At 75.0% G+C, this 19173-nt stretch carries 6 protein-coding genes; all 6 read right to left on the reverse strand.

Translation table 11 applies throughout. The features are described 5' to 3' along the window. Positions 1-3: 3 nt before the first annotated feature. Genes ACWGE1_RS06655 through ACWGE1_RS06680 form a run of 6 tightly spaced genes read right to left on the reverse strand, consistent with a single transcriptional unit; the run spans position 4 to position 19009 of the window. A complete protein-coding gene (locus tag ACWGE1_RS06655) occupies positions 4-1932 on the reverse strand; it encodes a hypothetical protein (RefSeq protein WP_453419453.1) in 1929 nt (642 codons plus the stop codon). Beyond that, positions 1925-7183, reverse strand: a complete 5259-nt coding sequence (locus ACWGE1_RS06660) for a hypothetical protein (RefSeq protein ID WP_453419454.1) — start codon at positions 7181-7183, stop codon at positions 1925-1927. The genes ACWGE1_RS06655 and ACWGE1_RS06660 overlap by 8 nt, the downstream gene beginning before the upstream one ends. Further along, complete coding sequence (locus ACWGE1_RS06665) at positions 7176-10436, reverse strand: hypothetical protein (RefSeq protein ID WP_453419455.1); 3261 nt, start codon at positions 10434-10436, stop codon at positions 7176-7178. The genes ACWGE1_RS06660 and ACWGE1_RS06665 overlap by 8 nt, the downstream gene beginning before the upstream one ends. Beyond that, positions 10433-11638, reverse strand: a complete 1206-nt coding sequence (locus ACWGE1_RS06670) for a Kelch repeat-containing protein (protein ID WP_453419456.1) — start codon at positions 11636-11638, stop codon at positions 10433-10435. Before ACWGE1_RS06670 ends, ACWGE1_RS06665 begins: the two co-directional genes overlap by 4 nt. A 52-nt stretch (positions 11639-11690) precedes the next feature. Continuing rightward, on the reverse strand, positions 11691-16394 hold the full coding sequence (locus ACWGE1_RS06675) for a DUF6603 domain-containing protein (protein WP_453419457.1): 4704 nt from the start codon (positions 16392-16394) through the stop codon (positions 11691-11693). After that, positions 16391-19009 (reverse strand): hypothetical protein, encoded by a 2619-nt coding sequence (locus ACWGE1_RS06680; RefSeq protein ID WP_453419458.1) that lies wholly within the window; start codon positions 19007-19009, stop codon positions 16391-16393. The genes ACWGE1_RS06675 and ACWGE1_RS06680 overlap by 4 nt, the downstream gene beginning before the upstream one ends. Positions 19010-19173 lie beyond the last annotated feature (164 nt).

The following is a 19173-nucleotide window of genomic DNA, read 5'->3' on the forward strand; positions in this document are numbered from 1 at the left end:
CGTTCAGCGGACGCCGGGCGGGGGCGGCGGCGCCGGCACGGGCGCGGGCTTCGGGGACGGGATCAGGTGGTCGAAGGCCAGGCCGCTGGAGGTCTCGCCGCGGCCCGCACCGCGGCGCGCGCTCAGCCAGACGGTCACCTGACCGTCCTGGCCGCGGGTCCGGTTGAAGGCCACCGTCAGCCGCGAGCCCCCCTGCGGGACCTCCTCCTCGTTGACGTAGTAGGCCGAGGGTCCGGTCTGCGGCGCAGTCGCGTCCAGGCCCTCCCGCAGCAGTTCCGTCCGCGGCCGGACCGCACTGCCGTCGACGGCGTGCGGCATGGCGGCCCGCCGGAGCCGCACCGAGCGGCGGTTCTCGCCCGTGTGCACCGCGATGAAGGGGATCCAGTGCTCGGGCACGGAGTTCATCGCCCGGTACGCCACCGGGGCGCGCGGTGCCTCACCGGGCGCCGGCGGGTCCTGGAGCCGGAGCCGGTGGGCCGTGCTCTCGGCGGACATCTCACTGCCGCGCCGCGGCTCGCCCGTCGCCGTACGGACCGTCTGCTCGAGCCCCCAGACCAGGTTGGCCTGCTCGTCGCGGACCATGAGCACCTCCTCCAGCACCGGCCCCTCCGCGACGGTGGGCGCGCCCGGCGGCAGCAGCAGGACGGGCCGCTCGGCCGCCGGACCGCCCGGGGCGGGGCCGCCCGGACCCGGCTCGCCTCCCGCTGGACGGGGCGCGTCCAGCGGGTCCAGGCTGAACATCGTCCAGCGCCGGCGCGGGTCACCGGTCCCGGCGGGGGCCGGGGTGATCCACAGCTTCGTGCCGAACACGTCGGTCACGCTCAGCCCGCGCACCGAGGCCAGGGTGCCGGACGGCAGGTCGCACGGCAGCTGGTACCAGTCGTTGCTGTAGACGAGGGCGAACTCCAGGAAGACCAGCCGGGCCAGGTCGGTGCTGTCCGGGCGCACCGCCGCGAAGTTGGTGCGCCCGTCCTCCACCGCCCACCAGCGGGGGAGCGGCATGCCGGAGAACCGGACGGGGGTGGGGAACACCGTGCGGTGGACGGGGGCGGGGGCGGGCGGGGTGCCGCCGAGCGGGCCGCCGCGCCGGTCCAGCGAGAAGGCGTGCCAGTCCAGTTCGCCCCCGGGGTACTCCGGCGCGGTCAGGACCTGCTCGCCGTCCGGTGCCGCCACGGCCACCGAGAAGCGGTGCTCCAGCCGGCCGGGGTCCCAGGCCGGTGCGGCTTCGGGACGGTCGATCAGCGTGTCGAACCAGGCGGTGAACTCCCTCCCGCGGGCGTTCAGTTCCTCGTAGTGGAGGTGGAGGATGTCGACGATCCCGTCCGAGGCCAGGTGAGCGGCGCCGTCCTTGAGGTGGCGGTAGAGCAGGTAGCCGTCCATCTGGCGGCCCGCGGCGGCCTGCAGGGTGGCCCACACCTCCGGGTGCGCCACCCGCGCGGTGTCCGCCGGGTCCTCGGGATCGGGCAGGACGACCGGGTACCGGGCGACGTACTGCCCGCGGAAGTCCTCCACCGCGGCCAGTTCCAGGTCCCGGATCAGCTTCAGCCAGCGGTGCCCCATCGTCAGCCGCAGGTCGAAGGAGACCGGGTCCGGGCCGAACCGGAAGGCCAGCGGGCGGCGTTCGGCCACGGACTCCAGGGGCCGGGCACCGGACAGCGCTTCCACCGGGCCCGTCGGCGGACGGTAGCGGGTGGGCGGCGCAGCGCTCACCGAGTACGTGGCGGTCACCGGCGAGCCGGCGTCCGAGGCCCGGAACTCGCCGAACTGCCACTGCCGGGTGAGCATCCACAGCGGGTCGCGGATCTCCGCCCGCAGGGCCCGGGTGAAGTCGGCGGTACGGGGTCGGCCCTCCAGCCGGTTCCACACACCGACGGTGGGTTCGTGGCGCTCGTCCAGGGCGCGCGGGAACTCGATCCGGGCCGGTTCAGTCATGGGCCGTCGCCTTCCAGCGGAGGTTTCCGAGCGCCAGATCGGTGCTGACGGTGATCGGTTTGCGGGTCGCGGACATGACCGTGGCGGGCAGCAGCTGCGCGTACGCGGTGTCCTCCAGGTGGGCCGGTTCCACGGCGCGGGCCCGGGCCAGGTCGAAGGTGTCGGCGATCGCGGCGAGCAGGTCCCCGGTGCTCCAGTCGCCGTCCGGGCGCGGCGGCGCGACCAGCAGCATGGCCTGCGGGGGCTCCGAGTCCGGGCCGTCGTAGTGGACGGCGATCCCGGTGGTCTCGTGCCCGGTCGGCACCACCTCGGTCCATTCGTCGAGGAGGAGACCGCAGGCGCCGGTGACACCGGGCAGCGGCTGCGCGGTGCGGGCCGCGTAGTGCGCGGTGTAGAGCACGCGGTCCTCGTCGAGCGCCCGCCGCCGCCGGGGATCCTTGGGGAAGTCCATCGCCAGCCAGTGGTCGCCGGGCCGGTGGGGCAGCTGGACGGGGAGCAGCCGGGGCTCCTCCCGGGTGACGGTGAGGCCGCCATAGCCGTTCAGGGCGTCCGCGAGGACCACCGTCTTCTCCCACAGCCGGGGTTTGTCCCGGATCCGGGCCATGCCGTGGAGCCAGTCCTCCACGGGGAAACTGCGGGGCGCGGGCGGGTCGCTGCGCAGGTGGGCGATCAGCGCGTCGCTGTCCCGGAGGGCGGCACGCCAGTCCGCGGCGAGCGCCTCGGACGGGGTGAACTCGGGTACGGCGAGCACGTCCTCGCCGAGCAGGGCCTTGAGGGCGTCCAGCCCGGCGCGGACCCGGTCGGGTCCGGTGACCGCGGCGTCGTACGCCCGCAGGCACTGCTCGGCGGCGCCGATCCGGCCGTCCGCCTCCTCCAGCAGGCCCCGGGTGCGGGCGAGCAGTTCACGCGCCTGCACCACCACCCGGTCGCCGTACGGGATGAGGTCGAGCCCCACCGGGTCGAGGTCGCCGAGCGGCAGCAGCGCGGCGACCTCGGCGAGCAGGCCCGACAGGGTGGTGCGGGCGGTCTCCCGCACCGCGCCGAGGTCGGCCTGCCGGTCGGCGAACTCCTGGCGGCGGGAACGCAGGACGGCGCGGTAGAGGGCGGGCGGCTCGGGGGACGGGTCGGCCGGTACGGTGCGCAGCAGCCGCTCGGCCTGCCGCAGCAGGCGGTACCGCTCCGCGTCGGGGACGTCCCGCGGCAGCCGGTCGTACTGCTCCAGCAGTCCGTCCGCCTGCCGCAGGGCCCGGTCCATCCGGGCGGCGGTCCCGGCGACGGCCGCGAGCACGTCGGTGAACACCTGGCGGCGCCAGACGGAGAGCTCCGCCCAGCCGCTGCGGAGCAGGCCGAACCGGCCGGCCCCGGCGGCGAGGTCCGCGTACCCGGCGAGGAACTCGTCGATGCGGTGCAGCAGTTCGGTGCGGGCCGCCGGTGGCGGCGGTCCTGCCGGGAGCAGCGCTCCGAGCCCGTCCCGGAACTGCGCGGTGCGGGTCCTGAGCTCCGTGAGGGACTCCAGGACCCTGGCGGGGCGCTCCCGGCGCAGGTGCACGGCCTCGTCGGCGGTGCGGTCCACCGGTACGGTGCCGGCGCCGGGCATCAGGTCGGTGGCGCGCAGCGGCCGGGAGGTGGTCAGCAGCCCCCGCAGCGCACCGATCAGGGGGGCGAGTTCGAAGAAGGTGATCTTCCCGGGGACCCGGCGGGTGTAGTGGATGACGGGGCGGGCGTCGGGCCGGGGCGGGAGGAGCGCGCCGAGCAGTTCGCGGACGATCCGGTCGTCGAGGTCGCCCGTCGAGGCCTCTCCGGCGGGCCGGACCGCCCACAGCAGTTCGACGGCCTGCAGCCCGAGCTCCGCCTGGGTGATCACGCGCTCGCGGGGCGCGCCGGAGACCGGGTCGGTCCAGGTGACCTGGACCGCCACGTCCTCGGGGTCCGGCAGCAGTCCCGTGAGCCAGTCGTTGACGGCGGGTTCGGCGCGCGCCCGGGGGCTGTTGCGGACGGCCGCCCCGGCGCCGTGGTCGGGGCCGAGGCCGGCGGTGAGGTGGAGCGCCAGCCGGTGGGTGAGGGTGGTGCCGCTGCGCGGGGTGCGGACCACCTCCGGGTCGGGTGGGAAGCCCTCCTTCGCGTACGCGTCCAGGGTGGCGGCGGCGCGCTCGGCGTTGCCGAGGAGCGTCTGGTGGGTGCTCTCGGCCACGGCGAGATCGGCCAGCGCGTCGTGGATGTCCAGGAGGTTCCGCAGCTCCGCGTCCATGGCGTCGCGCTGGCGTCCGGTCGCGTCCTCGGGAAGGCCGTCGGCGCCGTACGGGTAGTGGACCAGGCCGTCCCGGGTGGCCCGGCGGACCAGCTCCAGACCGTCCACCACGGTGCGGGCCTCGACCAGCCGGACCTCGTCGGGCGACGCGGGCCCGTCCGACAGGCGGCCCGCCCGCAGCGGGAACGCACCGCGCAGCAGGGGGACGAACCGGTCGAGCTCCACGTCGGGATGGCCCTCGTGCAGGCCGCGTTCGAAGATGCGGCCGAGCATCCCGCCGGGCGACTGGCCCTGCCGGAGCCCGTCCAGCAGGGCGAGGGCGGTCCGCACGCGCCCCGAGCCGAGGTCCACCGCGAAGGCGGCGGTGCCCTCCCGGTGGCCGTTGGCGAGGTAGCCCGCGCGCAGCACGGCGGCCGTCGCGGCCTGCGCCGGGGAGGGGGCGTGGATCCAGCCGCCGTTGCGCGGGTCGTGGGGGAGGGCGGCCGCTCCGAAGACGTCCCGGAGCTCCTGCGGCACCGGAGCCTCGTCCAGGAGACCGGTGCGCGGGGTGACGTCCTCCAGCCAGCCGTACGCCCCCAGGTGGAGGCCGCGGCGCGGGATGCCGGCGCCGTCCGGCCCGTACCGCAGGTCCATGAGCTTCTCGGTCGCAAGGCCCAGCCGCCAGGCGTCGAGCCGGTAGGTGGCGCAGTCCAGGTGCTCGGTGACGAGGCGCTCCAGCCGGGCGGTGGGGAGTTTGGCCAGCAGCTCCAGCGCCTCGACGACTTCCCGGAGTTCGGCGGTGGCGGGATGTCCGGCGGCCAGGGCTGCGGGAACGAAGCGGTGCAGCGGTTCGCCGTTGCCGGTGATCTCCGGCGCCGGGGCGTACAGCTGGCGGTACCGGCTCTCGCTGGGCAGCAGCACCTCCGGCTGCTCCGGGTCGTCGGCGATGTGGATGAACGGCGGGTCGGCGGGGGAGGGGGCGGGCAGACCCCGGGCGAGGGCGAGCCGCCGGCCCGTCTCCACCCAGGTGACCAGGACGGCGTGCCGCAGCAGCAGGTGGAGCAGGGCGGCCGGGCGGGCGTCGTCCTCGAAGCCCGTTTCCTGCCGGACGGCCTCCAGGTCGGTCCCCGCGTGCCCGGCGAGCCACTGGAGGTAGTTCCGGGCGGGCGCGGTGGTGTACGGACGGACCGGCCGGGTCTCGGACGGCGGCCGGTCGTCGACGAGCGGGCCGAGCAGCGGATGCTGGCCGTCCGTGAACAGCCGGCCGAGCAGGTCAGGGTCGGCGCCGTCGGCCCCCAGCCGGGTGAGCAGGGCCCGGACCGGTTCGGCCATCCGCAGCTGTTCCAGGGCGGAGACGACCAGATGGCCCTGACCGCCCAGGTCCTCCCGGTTGAACAGGTCGTCGACGGACTGGGCGTACCGCTGGTGGAACTCGGCCGAGGACGGGTGCAGGCCGAGGATGTCCAGCAGCTGCCGGTGGGTGTCGCGGTCGGCGGTGCCGAGCCGGGCCACATGCGCGGTGGCCTTCTCCCAGTCCGCGGCGGCCTCGGTGAGCACCCGGTGGAGCCCGGCCCGGTGCCGGTCCGGTCCGGGCCAGGTCAGCTGTCCGAAGGCGGTGGTGACCAGGATCCCGTACGGCTGGCGGCCGATCCGGACCACCGGCAGCGGGCCGCGCCCGGAGACGTGGCGCAGGAAGAAGTCCCGGGTCTGCGCGATCGTCTCCTCGGACAGCATCGGGTGGAGCACGGTCCGCAGGTGGCTGCCCCAGGTGGCGGGCCACAGTGCGGTGTTGGCGGCACGGGCCTCGCGCAGATCGGTGCCGTCGGCGTGCGGGACTCCGGTCAGGGCCGCGGGATCGATACCGAGGAGTTCGGCGAGCCACCGGCCGTCGGTCCGGGCCGCCCGGTCCCCGGGCTGCGTGTCCGCGGAGAGGCCGTGGACCGCCCGGCGCGCGGCCTCCGTCTCCCGGCGGGGGTCCGGGCCGGCCGCGGTCTCCTCGGAGTTGTTGGTGGGCGTGCCCTGGGGGAGCAGCGCGAACCCGGCGGGGCTGCGGACCTGGTGGCCGATCAGCTCGGCCAGCTGCCCGGCGGACTCCTCGGGGGTGGCCCCGGTGCGCAGTCCGAGGACCACCAGCCGGTGCAGACCCGTGCGGAGGGTGTCGTCCAGCGGGATGCGTACGGCCATCCCGGCGGCGACCGCCGCGTCGAAGTCGGTCAGCCAGGCCAGGGCGGGCGGCACGCGCAGGGCGCCCGTCCCCTCGTCCACCCGCAGCTGTTCCTCGCGCGGGGTGGCCGGGTCGGGGCCGACGGGCAGCGGACCGGTGACCGGTGCGCCGGTGGCCCGGCAGACCAGCCGGCCGTCGCGGTAGCCGAACACCTCGAACCGGTCGGGCAGCAGCACGGCCTCGGCCGGGCGGGTCCACGACTGCGGGGCGACCTCCGCGTCGGGCGGCGGCGGGACGACCAGGAAGGCCACCGCCACCTCGTTCGCGGCGGTGAGCGGGGCGCCCTCCAGGCCGGCCGGAGGGCGGGCCCGGACGGCGGCCGCGCGGCCCGGTCCGACGGCGGCGAGCAGGGCCGCGTCGGCGGTCCGGGTGCGCCCGCGGTCGCCGTGCGCCTGCCAGACGGCGGTCCAGTACGCCACGGTGGCCGGCCGGTCCCCGGCCGGCAGCGCCCGCTCGGTGGTGATGACCAGGACGGTGGTGCCCGCCAGGAGGCCGGACGGCCGGTCGGCGGGGTTCGCGGGCACGTGGGTGCGGATCAGATGGGCGGCCCGGCCCTGCGCCACCCGCCCGGTCAGTTCCTGCCATGCGGCCCGCTCGCCCCCGGGCTCACCGGCCGCCCGCCACAGGGCGGTCCAGTAGGCGGTGACGGCACCGAGCTCGGCCCGGGTCGGCAGGGGCTGGACGCCGTCCACCGACCACTCGTCCGGGAAGATGCGCACCAGCAGCTCGGTCGCGGTGAACCGGGTCTCCAGCCGGACCGGCCCCAGCAGGACCGGGTGGGTGCGGGCGAGGTCAGCCACGGGGCAGCATCTCCTGTGCGTGCACGGCCATCATGACCGGGGCCTGGAACAGCATGTAGGCGACGTCGGCGGAGTCGAGGCCGGCGTGCCAGGACCGCAGCGCGGTGTCCTCACCGTGCTGGGCGGTCTTCTCCTCGTCCTCCGCCGGGTCGTCGACGTCCACGAGCTCGACGACGGGCGTGGCGCCGTCCAGGGCGATGAACCCGCGCCGCCCGCCCGGGTCCAGGTCCTCCCAGGTCAGGTCGTTCCACACCTCCACCTTGACGGGCGCTCCGTCGTCGGCACCGAACCGCGGCTCCCCCGGGCGCTCCTGCAGGACGAAGAACCAGCCCGGATCCACGGCGTTCCCCCTGGCCTCCGCCGCCGTCAGGTCGAAGCCCAGCAGGGTGATGTCCGGCTCGACCCGCGCCTCGTGGATCGGCAGCCGGATCTCGTCGGTACCGGGCCGCTCGGGGTCGCGCGGGGTGACGGGAGACCGCTCTCGCCTGCGGTCCGGCTGCTCGTTGCTCGGGTTCCAGCGGGCCCGGTGGGCGTAGACCGCGGTGTGCGGGTACTTCCTGAGCAGTTCGCCGCGGATCACGAGGACCAGCTCGTCCCGTTTGCGCGCCGGGTCCGGCTGCCGGTGGTCGTGGGCGCCGAGTTCGCTGCGCGCCTCCCACCGGTGGAGGGGCGGGATGTCGTACAGCCGCTCGCGGCGGGCGGCTTCGCCCTCCTCCGGTACGGAGGCGGCCGCGCGCGGGTCCCAGAACTGGCGGAAGGGAGTGCCCTGCTGGTCGGTCGGGTACTCGCGCCACAGCAGCTCGCGGGCCAGCTCGTGGTTGAGGCCCACCATGAACGCCTCGATGAACTCCTGGTCCGTGTCGAGGAGGGTGACCGTGTTCACCGGGACCCGGTCGAGGTGGGGCACGAAGGACTCGGCCGAAAGGGCCAGCAGCGCCTCGTACATCGGCAGGTCGATCACCGGGTACGCCATGACCTCCAGGAACCGCTCGGCGAACGGCGCCAGTCGGGGGGCGTCGAGGCGGACCGTGCTCAGCAGGGTGCGGGGCACGGTGGTGGCCGCGTCGAGTCCGCCGAGCACCCGCCCCGCGGTGCCCGTCACGTCGAGGGGGCCGGGCACCGGAGTGCGGGCGGAGGCGGCGGCCGTGCCCCAGCCCTCGTACAGGTCGCTCAGCCCCAGCTTGAAGCGGCGGGCCTGCTCGCTGTCGACGGGATCGGGTCCGGCAGCGGTGGCGGCGGCCGGCACCCGGGGAACGGGCGGGGTGGCCCCGGGGCGGCGCAGTACGAAACCGGGGCTGACCGGGAGGGACTTCACCGGGTCGGGCAGCGGATGGGGCCGGATGATCCGGTCGACCTGGACCGGGGTCACCACGGCGGCCGGGACGGCCTTCTCGGGAGCCGCGGTGACCAGCTCCGGCTCGGTGTCCATCCGCGGCAGCAGCGCCTCCGGCGGGTGCTCTTCGGGGAAGTCCATGCTCCGCATCAACCGTGACCCGGGCCGGGTGATCCGCCGCATGGCCGCCGAGACCGGAGCGGCGGCGATCCGGCTGGTGGCCACCTTGAACCCGGCCGTGACCTGCTCGGTCCCGCCCTGCGGACCGGCGGCCACGGCGGCGGCCGGGCGGGACACCGGGACGGTGACCCGGGGGTGGGCCGGAGCGGTGAGCGCCAGCGCCCGGCCCACCGGGCGCGCCGTCGCCCGCACGGCCCGCAGGCCCGGCCCGCCGGGGGGCGGGGGCGGCGGTCCGAGGTGCCGGTCCTGCAGCCGCAGCCCCACCTCGCAGGCCAGCTGGGCGGCGCGGATCCGGTGGTTGACGTCCACCAGGTCACCGACCTGCGCCCAGGCCGCGGCCATGAACTCCTCCTGCCGGGCCTGCACCACCTGCGTGCCGAAGTTGGCGGCGATCCGGAACCTCGGGTCGAGGTTGAGCCGGTGCACCCAGTTCCGGTCGTACGGCAGCGGGCTGCCGTCCGCCGCCCGCAGCAGCCGGGAGGTGCGGGCGGGCCAGCGTCCGTACAGCGGCGGGGTGATGACCGGGTCGACGCCGTCGGCCGGTTCGGCGCCGGTCGCGGCGGCGGGGCCGAGGGGCGCGGCCAGCCGGGCGTGCGCCTGGGCGGGCGGCAGCCGGGGGTAGTCGTCGGCGAGGTTGATCAGGGCGGCCAGCGCCTCCTGGAAATCGTGCGGGTAGCGGCCGGCGGGCGGGCGGTGCCCCTCCGCCTCGGTGAACCTGCTGTCCCAGTTGTCCCAGTCGTCGTGCGGGCGTACGGCCTTCAGCGCGCCGCCGAGCTTGAGCACGCCGCCGATGGACGGCGGGGTGGTGATGCCGGGCAGGGCAGGGCCGGGCTTCTCGTGGACGTCGACGTCGCGGCGGCCGACACCGGGATCGGCCTCGGCCGGGTCGAGGAGCCGGACCAGGTACTCGAAGTCGCCGGCCGTGCCGGTGCGGAAGGACCAGCGGTGGTAGTAGGGCAGCCGGGTGTCCTGGCGGCCCGGTTCCCAGCCCGGATCGGTGGCCCCGACCCCGTCCTGGGCGAGGCCGAGCCCGGCCCGCCGCCCCGATTCGAAGGCCGGGACCAGGAAGGCGTGGTAGGTGGTCAGCGGCCGCAGCCGGCGCGGGCAGACCAGTCGCGAGCAGGCGTCGTCGGGACTGGTCCGCAGCAGCTGCCCGAGGGCCTCCAGGGGCCCGTCCATCACCTCGGTGAGCACACCGCCGGTCCCCGCGAGGTCGCCGTTGACGTGTACGTGCGCCCAGGCGCCGAGCTGGGCGACCGGCGGCAGCGTACCGACGTCCGCGACGACGATGTACGGCAGCGGCCCCTCCGCGGGCCCGCCCTCGCGGAACTCGCCGCCGGACGCGTCCTGCGGGTCGGCGGCACCGGCCAGCACGATCAGGGCGAGCCACGGGCACAGCCGGTTGGCCCCGTCCGGCACGGCCGGGCTGTACTGCCAGGGGAAGTCCTCCTCGTAGAACTCGATGTGCGCGAGGAAGTTGGGTTCGGCGTCGGTGACGGAGGGCTGCGGCTCGGTACGGGAGATCGCGCGCGGGTCCACACCCACCACGTCCCCCGGACCGTAGAGCTGCACCGGCTGGGTCAGCGTGCGGTCCACCGTGCGGTCCGGGCCCTCCCCGGTCAGCCGCAGGGTGACCGGGATCCGCGGGCGGCTCCCGGACCCCGCGGCCGCGTCCTGCGTGATCCGCGTGGTGAGGCCGGTGCGCAGCCAGGGCAGGAAGGAGTACGCGTTGGACGTCACGAGCCGTCTCCGGTGCGGAAGAGTTCGGTGCCGCGCGTGAGTTCGTCGGTCTGCGGATCGGCGGCGGCCAGGCCCGACCGCACGGTTCCGCCGGTGACCAGGACCTCCGTGGCGGACAGCGCGGCGGCGGCGAAGGCCCAGCGGCCGGTGGCCAGCCCGGCCGCGGGAGCCCAGCTGTCGTCGGCGGTGCCGTAGACGAGCACGCTCTGGAATCCGGCGGCGTCCTCGGGGCCGGCGGCGCCGCCGATCACCAGCACCCGGTCCGGCCCGAGGGGTACCGCCCGGTGGTGTCCGCGGCCCCCGCGCACCTGCCTGCCGGGCGTCCACTTCCGGGTGGCGAGGTCGTACCGCTCGGCGTCGATCAGGGCGTACGGGTCGTAGGTGCCGTCGCCGGGTACCCCGGGGGTGCTGCCCCCGATCACCAGGGCCGTGGTGCCCGACAGCCGCACTGCCTGGTGGCCGCTGCGCGGCCGGGCGAGGTTCCCGGTCGGTGCCCACGCCCCGGTGGACGGGGCGGACGAGGACGGGGTGTAGAGCTCGCAGAAGGCGAGGGCGGCCTCCCGGCCGGGGGCGATGGGCGCGGTACCGCCGCAGACCAGGACCCGGCCGTCCGGGAAGGCCAGCGCGGTGTGACCGCCGCGGGCGTCGTTCATCGCGCCCAGCGGGGTCCAGCTGCGGGTGCCCGGATCGTAGAGCTCGGCCGAGGACAGCGCCCGGGCCGAGTCCCCGGACCGGACCGTGTAACCACCGCTGACCAGCACCTTGTTGTCGGCGGTCCGGACGGCGGCATGGCCCCAGCGGGCCTCGTGCAGGTCGTCGGCCGGGGTCCAGGTGTTGGTCTTCGGGTGGTAGACGGCGGTGGACCCGAGCGCGGGCGAGATCCCGGGCGCGGCGGTGCCGCCGGTGACCAGCACGTCGCCGTCCGCGAGGAGGGTGGCGGTGTGCAGCCGGCGGCCGCCGCCCGGGACCTGGCCCGCGGCGCTCCAGGTCCCGGCGTCGGCCGGGGTGGCACCGGGGGTGAACAGCCAGGCCTTGGCGAGGGCGGCGGACCGGCCGTCGGCCCCGGCCACCACGAGGACCTGTTTCTTCTCGTTGCCCAGCGGCACGGCGGTGTCGTACTGCCCGTACCAGCAGGCCGCCTCGGGCAGGTCGCCCTGGGCCGTCCACTGCCCGGTGGCGGCCCCGGTGATGGTCGTGGTCATGGGGTGGGTTCCTCCGTCGTCGCCCTCGGTGGGGTCACGGGATGGGTCGCCCTCACGGGACGAAGAGTTCGGTTCCGGCGGTGGTCACCGCGCCGTCCGGGCCGGGGGCGGCGGTGCCGGCGGCGACCAGGCCGCCCGCCACCAGCACCCGGCCGTCGGCGAGGGCGAGGGCGGCGAAGTCCGCACGGCCCCGGTCCAGGGCGCCGGCGGTGGTCCACCGGTCCGTGGCCGGGTGGTAGCGGAGCGCGCCGCGGTGGGCCGCGGTCGCCGAGGGACCGCCCGTGCCGCCGACGACCAGGACCTCGCCGGTCGGCAGCCGCACGGCGCGGTGCCTGCCACGGCCGGCGGGCAGGTCGGCGGCCGGGGTCCAGGTGTCCGCGTCCGGGTCGTAGATCTCGGCGGACGCCCGGCTGCGCGCGTCGATCCGGCCGTCCCCGGGCAGCAGGACGGGATCGCCGCCGGTGACCAGGATCCGGCCGTCCGCCAGCACCGTGGCCTGGTGGCCCGCGCGCGGGATGCGCAGGCTCGCGGCCGGAGTCCAGGCGTCGGTGTCCGGGTCGTACCGCTCGCAGTAGGCCAGCGGGACGCTGCCGCCGCCGATGGCCAGGGCGCCGCCGACGGCGAGGAGCCCGCCGTCGGGCAGGGCCACCGTCCGGTGGCCGGACCGGGCGTCGGTCATCGGCGCCACCGTGTGCCAGTCGTCGCCCGCCGGGTCGTAGCGCTCGGCCGAGGCCAGCGTGCGGCCCTCCCGGGTGCCGCCGGTGACCAGCAGCCCGCCCCGGGGCAGGACCAGGGCCGCATGGTCCGTACGCCCGGCCGCCGGAGCCCCGTTCGTGACCCGCCAGGCCCCGGTGACCGGGTCGTAGAGCTCGGCGGAGGCGAGGGCGGCCCCGGTGGCGCCGCTGCCGCCCGCCACCAGCACCCGGCCGTCGGCGAGCCGGGTGGCCGAATGGCCGCGGCGGGCGGCGAGCAGCGGCCGGGCCGCCGACCAGGCGGTGGTCACCGGATCGAACAGGCCCGCCGTGGCCACCGGCGTCCCGGCGCCGTCGGCGCCTCCGGCGAGCAGCACCGCCCCACCGGCCAGCAGAACCGCCTCCGCGCCGCCGACCGCGGCGGGCGCGGGTGTGGCCGCAGCCGTCCAGGTGTTCGGGGTACGGGGCCGCTCGCGGGCGTCCGAGACCGGGATGACGTGCAGCCGCCCGGCCAGCCGGGCGTCGGAGCCGGTCCAGCGGGCGAGCGCGTCGGCCGCCGCGGCGGGGCTGCGGAAGTCGGCGGCGGGCGGCAGCGGGGCGCCCGGCAGCTGGGGCGGGAAGGCCTGGGCGTTGTTGCGGGTGTACGCCACCACGTACCGCTGTCCCGCCGCCCGGGCCGTGTGCTCCTCCGGCAGCGGCCGGCGGCGGAGCGCGTCGGTGCGGGAGAGCGGTGAGCGGCTGGTGCTGCTGCCGCCCAGGAGCCGGCCGAAGACGGCGGGACTGACGCTGACGAGCCTGCGGCCGGGCGGCGGCGGCACGGGTTCCCCGGCCGCTGCCCGGGAGCCCGGGACGGCCGCGGCCGCGGCCGGGGAGCCCGGGGCGGCCGGGGGCCCGGGCACCTGCCGTGCCACGCGGTCGACCACGATCTGCTCGTACCGGGCGCTGCGCCGGACCACCCGGAGTGCGGCCAGAACCCCCTCGACCGCCGCGAGTTCGATTCCGGCGTCCTGCTCCTCGTAGGCGGGCCGGGAGAGTTTCGCGGCGTCGTCCATGTCCTGGAACTGGGCCATGGGGAACTTCTCGCCGGTGTCGGAGAGCTTGACGAGCCGGCTGTCCCGGTCCGGTTCGATACGGAACCGCTGCCCGTCGCTCGCCCGCTGGGCGCCGACCTTGTCCACGCGTACGTCGAGCGGGACCGCCCGCTGGGCGACGAACAGGGTGCCGCGCGGGTGCAGGACGAGGCCCTCGCCGGCGGTGAGGTCCCGCAGGGTGACCAGCGTGCGGGTGCCGCCGTCCGGGGGCCGGGTGCTCCAGCCGTCGGTCCGGCGGACCTCGTCCTCCAGCAGGGCGAGGACCTCGACGGGCGGCAGGGTGGTGTGGTGGGACTCGCCCCATTCGATGTCGAAGTCGGCGGAGATCTCGAAGAACAGCAGGGAGATGGAGCCGCGGCCGTGGGCCCGCCAGGGCGTCGGGCCTTCCAGGACGAGGTCGAGCGAGATGCCGAAGAGACCGACACCGAAGGCCTTGAGGGAGACGTGGGCACAGATCCGGATGACGAAGGCGAACGGCGAGAAGCGGAACAGCGCGTCGAAGGAGAGCCCGCCCTCGATGCCGAAGTCGTCGAAGCCGAGCCGCAGTTCGGCCCGGGCACCGAACTGGACGGTGTTGCTGGTCAGGGCGAAGTAGCCGGAGACCCGGATCAGCCGGCCGGGCTGGTTGAGGATGTCCACCGACAGCCGCTCGGGGACCGGGAAGGGCAGCTCCGGCGGGCGGAAGGAGGGGTGGAAGCCGCCGACGGTGAGCACGAGCTGGGGGTCGTCGCCCCAGGAGACGAGCAGTCCCATCCCGCCGTTGATGGTGAGGCTCAGGATGCGGGAGTCGAAGAGCCGGGCGAAGAACCAGAGCCGGGACTTGTCCACCTCCAGCGCGCCGACGAACTGGACCTGCACGACCACCAGGGGCAGCTGCTCGGTGGGCAGGACGCAGCTGAGCACACCGAGCACGGCGATGTTGCCCGGCGGGATCTCGATGACGATGCCGAGCGAGATCCGCAGCAGCGCGGGGGTGCCCCAGCCGATCTTCGCCATCGGGCCGACGAGGAAGGTGCCGTCCTCGGGCGGGAAGAAGGCGCGCAGGTCGCTGAGGATCCGCGGTGCGTTCGCGACGACGTCCTTGGGGAACATCACCGACTCGATGGCGCCGGAGCGGACTCCGTCGCCGAGCGCCCGGAGGTCCATGCCGCGGTTGAGGCCGATCAGCCCGCCCACCGCGAGCAGCGAGAAGCCGAAGCCGAGCTGGATGCCGCCGCCGCCGAACTCGGCGGCGATGACCATCAGCAGGGAGAATCCCCTGCTCCCGTCCGGCATCCGGGTGCTGATCAGCCCGATGGCCTTGAGGGCGACGATCCCGGCGAAGTCGAGTTCCAGGGCGCCCGCGTACTCGCCCCGGTCCGGGTCGAAGGACAGGTACCCGCCGCCCTTGACGATGCCCGCGTCCACGGACAGGCCGGCGCCTTTGGGCGGCTTGAAGCCGAGGTCCAGGTCGACCGGGCCGAGATTGCCGTCGTGGTCCGGCCGGAACGCCAGCCGGGCGGTGAGACCGATCTCCTCGACCACCGCCCGGACCGGACCCAGGTCGGCACTGAAGGTCGCGCCGAGCGCGACCGGCAGCGCGTCGCCGGAGGGCGTGGCGCGGATGCCGAGGGCCTGGATCCGGACCGGGCCGAGCTCCAGCCGGGTGGGGATCAGGATCTCCAGAGCGGCGCTGCCGTCGAAGGAGAACCCGTCCCGATGGGACACCGCCACCGTGAGGTCGGCGCCGAGGGTGAAGCCCTCGCGCGGCAGGACGGAGGCGACGAAGCCGTCGGCGTCGCCCGGGCTGAGGACGAACTCCAGCCCGTGGAGGCGCAGTGCGGCGTAGACGTCGGCGCCGCCGGAGTCCAGGCGCACTCCGCCACCTCCGGCGAGGCCGCGGAACTGCAGCCGGGTGCCGTCGGCCGAGCCGACGAGGAGCACCGGTTCGCCGTCGGCCCGGGTGCGTTCGACGACCGCCTCGACGGCGCCGTCGAGGCGCACCGGGGTGCCGTCCCCGGCTTCGAACCCGGCCACGGTCTCGACCGGTTGCCCCGGCCGGAACCGCAGGGCCACCCCGCCCCGGAGATCGAGCTCGCTGCGCACGGTCAGGGCGAGATCGTCGCCGAGCGGGATCCGTACGCCGATCCGGCCGGAGTACGAGGGAAGCACGGCCAGGCCACCCGGCCGGTCGCCGTCCGGCGGCAGCTCCAGCATCCGGACCTCGGCGGTGTGGACGCTCTCCCCGGAGCCGCCCGGCTGCTCCAGCAGGACGGCCCGCAGGACGGGCGCCGGCGGCTCCGCGAGCTCCCGCGGGCCGCCGTGGACGGACTCCACGGTCCAGTCGTCGCCGGGGCCGTGGGAGGTGTGCGCCCCGAGGGCGAGCAGCAGGTTGTCGAGCTGGTCGGCGAACTGCGGGTAGTCGAAGCCCGGGCCGCCCCAGCCGTGGGCGTCCCGCAGGACGGCGGCCGGGTCGGTGAGCGCCCGGGGCAGGTCGCTCAGGTCGAGGACGAGGCGGGTGTGTCCGGGGCGGTTCCCGGCGGGGGGCTCGTAGCGGGACGTGACGACGCCGAGGGCGCTCAGCGCGAATCCGAGGGCCGGCCGGTGGCGTTGGAGGTGGCCGATCACCAGATGGTCGATCAGCTGCCTGGGGAAGTGCTCCTTGAAGCCGTCGGCGCGCAGGTGCTCCGGGACCGCCTCGTCGGGAGCGCCGGTGATGGCCCTGATGCCGCCGATCAGGGCCTGGAGCGCGCCGAGGACGCGGGGGACGTCGTCGGCGGCCAGCTCCCCGTCGAGCAGGCCGGCCAGGATGTCGGCGAGGGTGTCCACCGGGCCGCGCAGCCCCTGGAGGACCTGCGGGACCTCCGGGGCGTACCAGCCGAGTTCGCGCAGCAGCCCGGCGCAGGTCTGCGGCGAGACGAGCGCGGAGCGCAGCGGGACCAGCGCGAGGCCGATCTCGGTGAGGAGCGTCTCGAAGGTTCCCGGCCGGCTCACCGGCGCCTCCCCGGATAGAACCTGCGGCTGACGAAGGCGTGGCGGGTCGGATCGATGCGGTTGACGATCAGCCACATGCAGACGAAGCAGAAGGAACTGATGGCGTCGGCGCGGCCGCCGTTGCGCATCTTGCACGCACCGGCGGGCCGGTAGTGGGCGCCGGCGTAGCGGTGCGCGCCTTCGTAGATGCCGATCAGGGTCCGGCGGAGTTCGCTCGGGGCGAGCCCGGGGATGGGCCCCGGACTGTCGGGCTCGTCCCTCGGGTGCGCGTGGTCGGGATCGCTGTTGAGCGGACCCTGATGGGCCCGGAGGAAGTCCATGACCCGGTGGTCCACCACGGTGAGGGGGGTGCCGGCGGTGTCCTTGAGCGGGACGTACAGCACGGATCCCGTGCCGAACACCGTGCTGGGGAGGTTGGGTCCGGTCAGGTGCAGGACTCCCGTGGTGTCGGTGACGGGATCGATCCGGAGCCCCTCCAGCAGCGCGCCGGCCAGCGGGAGCTGTGCGCCGAACTCCATGAGGAGGAACTGCCTCAAGGACACCCGGTTCTCGCCCCGCTGGACGGCCCGCCAGTCGTCGAGGCGGTCCGTGTCGACGGTCACTTCGAGCTTCGGCGGATTGCCGACGATCCGGCTGTCCCTGACGAGCCGGGCCGAGTACCGCATGCGGGGCAGGTCCAGCCATTTGACGTTGGCCGGATTGAGTTCCCGTCCCTGGGCGTGCAGACGGGCGTGCCCGAGGCGGGTGAGGTTGTCCTGGATCTCGTCGCCCGGATCGTTGCCGGGACCGTCTTCCGGGAAGTCCTCGTACTCGTCCCCCAGGTTGAAGGTGTGCCCGAACTCGTGGGAGACCATGTCGACGATCACGCCGAGCCGGACCTTGGCGGGGTCGGGGTCCGGGGCTGCGATCACGCGGTGCATGACCTTCGGGTCGCGGCCGGCGGTGTCGTACCGGAACGCGAGCCTGCGGGCGTCGCCGAAGGAGTTCAGGGTCACGGACCGGCGGTTGGTGTTGACCCCGCGGCCCGAGTACTCGTACGCGACGATCGCGATCAGTCCCCGGCTGCGCCGGTGGCCGGGCTCCTCGGGTGCCCAGACCTGGCCCAGGTGGTGGTGCACGTGGGAGTACGGGTTGACGTGGCCCAGACCCTTCACGTAGGTGAACACGGAGCAGAGCGGATTCGTGCGGCCCGGGGCGTGGAGCTCCGGGGGGTGGCGCCGGGGGTCGAAGGTGAGCAGCCCGGTCGGTCCGGTGTCGTAGAACTCGTAGAGGCGTTTGACGAAGGCCTTCATGTCGGCGTTCACCACGTCGCGGGCCGGCTTCGGCACCGGAACTCCGTCGCCCGTGGTCCGGTCGGCCGGACGGTGGCCGACCATCAGGCCGAAGAAGCTGTCCCTGGCCTGGAGGATGCCCTCGGAGCGGTGGATCTTCCACGTCTTGATCAACTTGTCGTCGACCCGTTCCGGCTTGAAGTCGTCCAGTCCCTGGCCGTTCCACACCCGTACGAGGTCGGGCCGGACATCCACGCGCGGCGGCAGTCCCACCCGGTGCACCAGCTCCGCCAGTGTGTACGGCCGCGGCCGGCCCGGCCGGATCACCTCGACCGTCTTCTCGTACGGGATGAGGGTGCCGGCCGGGGTGACCGGGTCCAGGGTGTCGGTGACCCGGTTTCCGCAGGTGAGGCCGCGCTCGAAGGACTCGGGGCAGGCACTGAAGACGTTGAACCGCTCCTTCAGCGTGCCGTAGGGCTCGTGGCGGCGCAGGCCGAACAGCTGGGAGGTGATCCGCTCGGCCACCGAGGTGAAGGCGGCTCCGTCGGCGGGGTTTCCCTCGAATCCCTCCGCCAGGATCAGGACGTTCTGCATCTGGTCGAGTTCCGAGAGGTTCCACAGCTGGTTGCCGACCAGGACGCGGCGTTCCTTGCGGTAGTCGACGACGCCGACGGGGAGCGTCTGCGCCGGCAGCGTTCCCAGCACGCCGGTGACGGGGACGAAGTCGGGGATCTCGCCCTCCGGGGGCGTCGGGGTCTCGACCAGGCCGCGCAGGCGCCCGTACTCGGTGATCACCACTCGCCCGGGGTCCTGCGAGGTCAGCGTCACGTAGCCGTGCCCGCTGATGTCCCCGATGAGGTCCGCGGCGTTGTCGTCGTCGCTGAAGCGGGCGTAGATGCTGGGCAGCGCGTGCCCGATCACGGGGTCGAGGGCGGTGGTGAGGGTGCTGTTCCCGAACCACCATTTCTCCAGCCGCTGATGGACCTGGAGCCGGCCGACGACGTACTGGTCGCCGACACCGAGCTGGAAGAGGAACACTCCGATTCCGTCGGGGTGCACCACGCCGCTCGCATCGACGGTCGGCAGCCCGTCGAACCGGTCCCCGGTGGCCCGGTACGGGGCCATGAACGCGTAGGTGCAGTCCGCGGGAGGCACTTCCGTCAGGGTGTACGGCGCGACGACACCGGGCGTCCCGGTACGCCGGAACACGCGGAGTCTCAGCGGCGGTGTCCCACTGAGCGCGAGGTGCAGATCGCAGTGCGGGAGGAGCACCAGATCGTCCAGCTCACCCGCCATACCGGCCCCCGCAATGCGTTCGTCCCGCGCGACTTCGCCACTGATCATTCAGGAAGCCGAAGGGACAGGTCAATGCATATGCCATAGATGTGGCAAGCCGCCTGTATGACCATATGTCGATACTCGGAGGTCAGCCGGTCGGCCGGCCGTACGCGAGGCGTCCCCCGTGCCCGGCAGCCCCTCGGGGATGGAGCCGGGACCGCCCCGGTTAG

The sequence above is a fragment of the Streptomyces sp. NPDC054932 genome (assembly GCF_053610205.1).

What these genes read in the sequence shown, in the direction of transcription:
- ACWGE1_RS06655 (WP_453419453.1), bottom strand. Translation starts at nt 1,932, where the DNA reads ATGACTGAACCGGCCCGGATCGAGTTCCCGCGCGCCCTGGACGAGCGC.
- ACWGE1_RS06670 (WP_453419456.1), bottom strand. Translation starts at nt 11,638, where the DNA reads ATGACCACGACCATCACCGGGGCCGCCACCGGGCAGTGGACGGCCCAG.
- ACWGE1_RS06680 (WP_453419458.1), bottom strand. Translation starts at nt 19,009, where the DNA reads ATGATCAGTGGCGAAGTCGCGCGGGACGAACGCATTGCGGGGGCCGGT.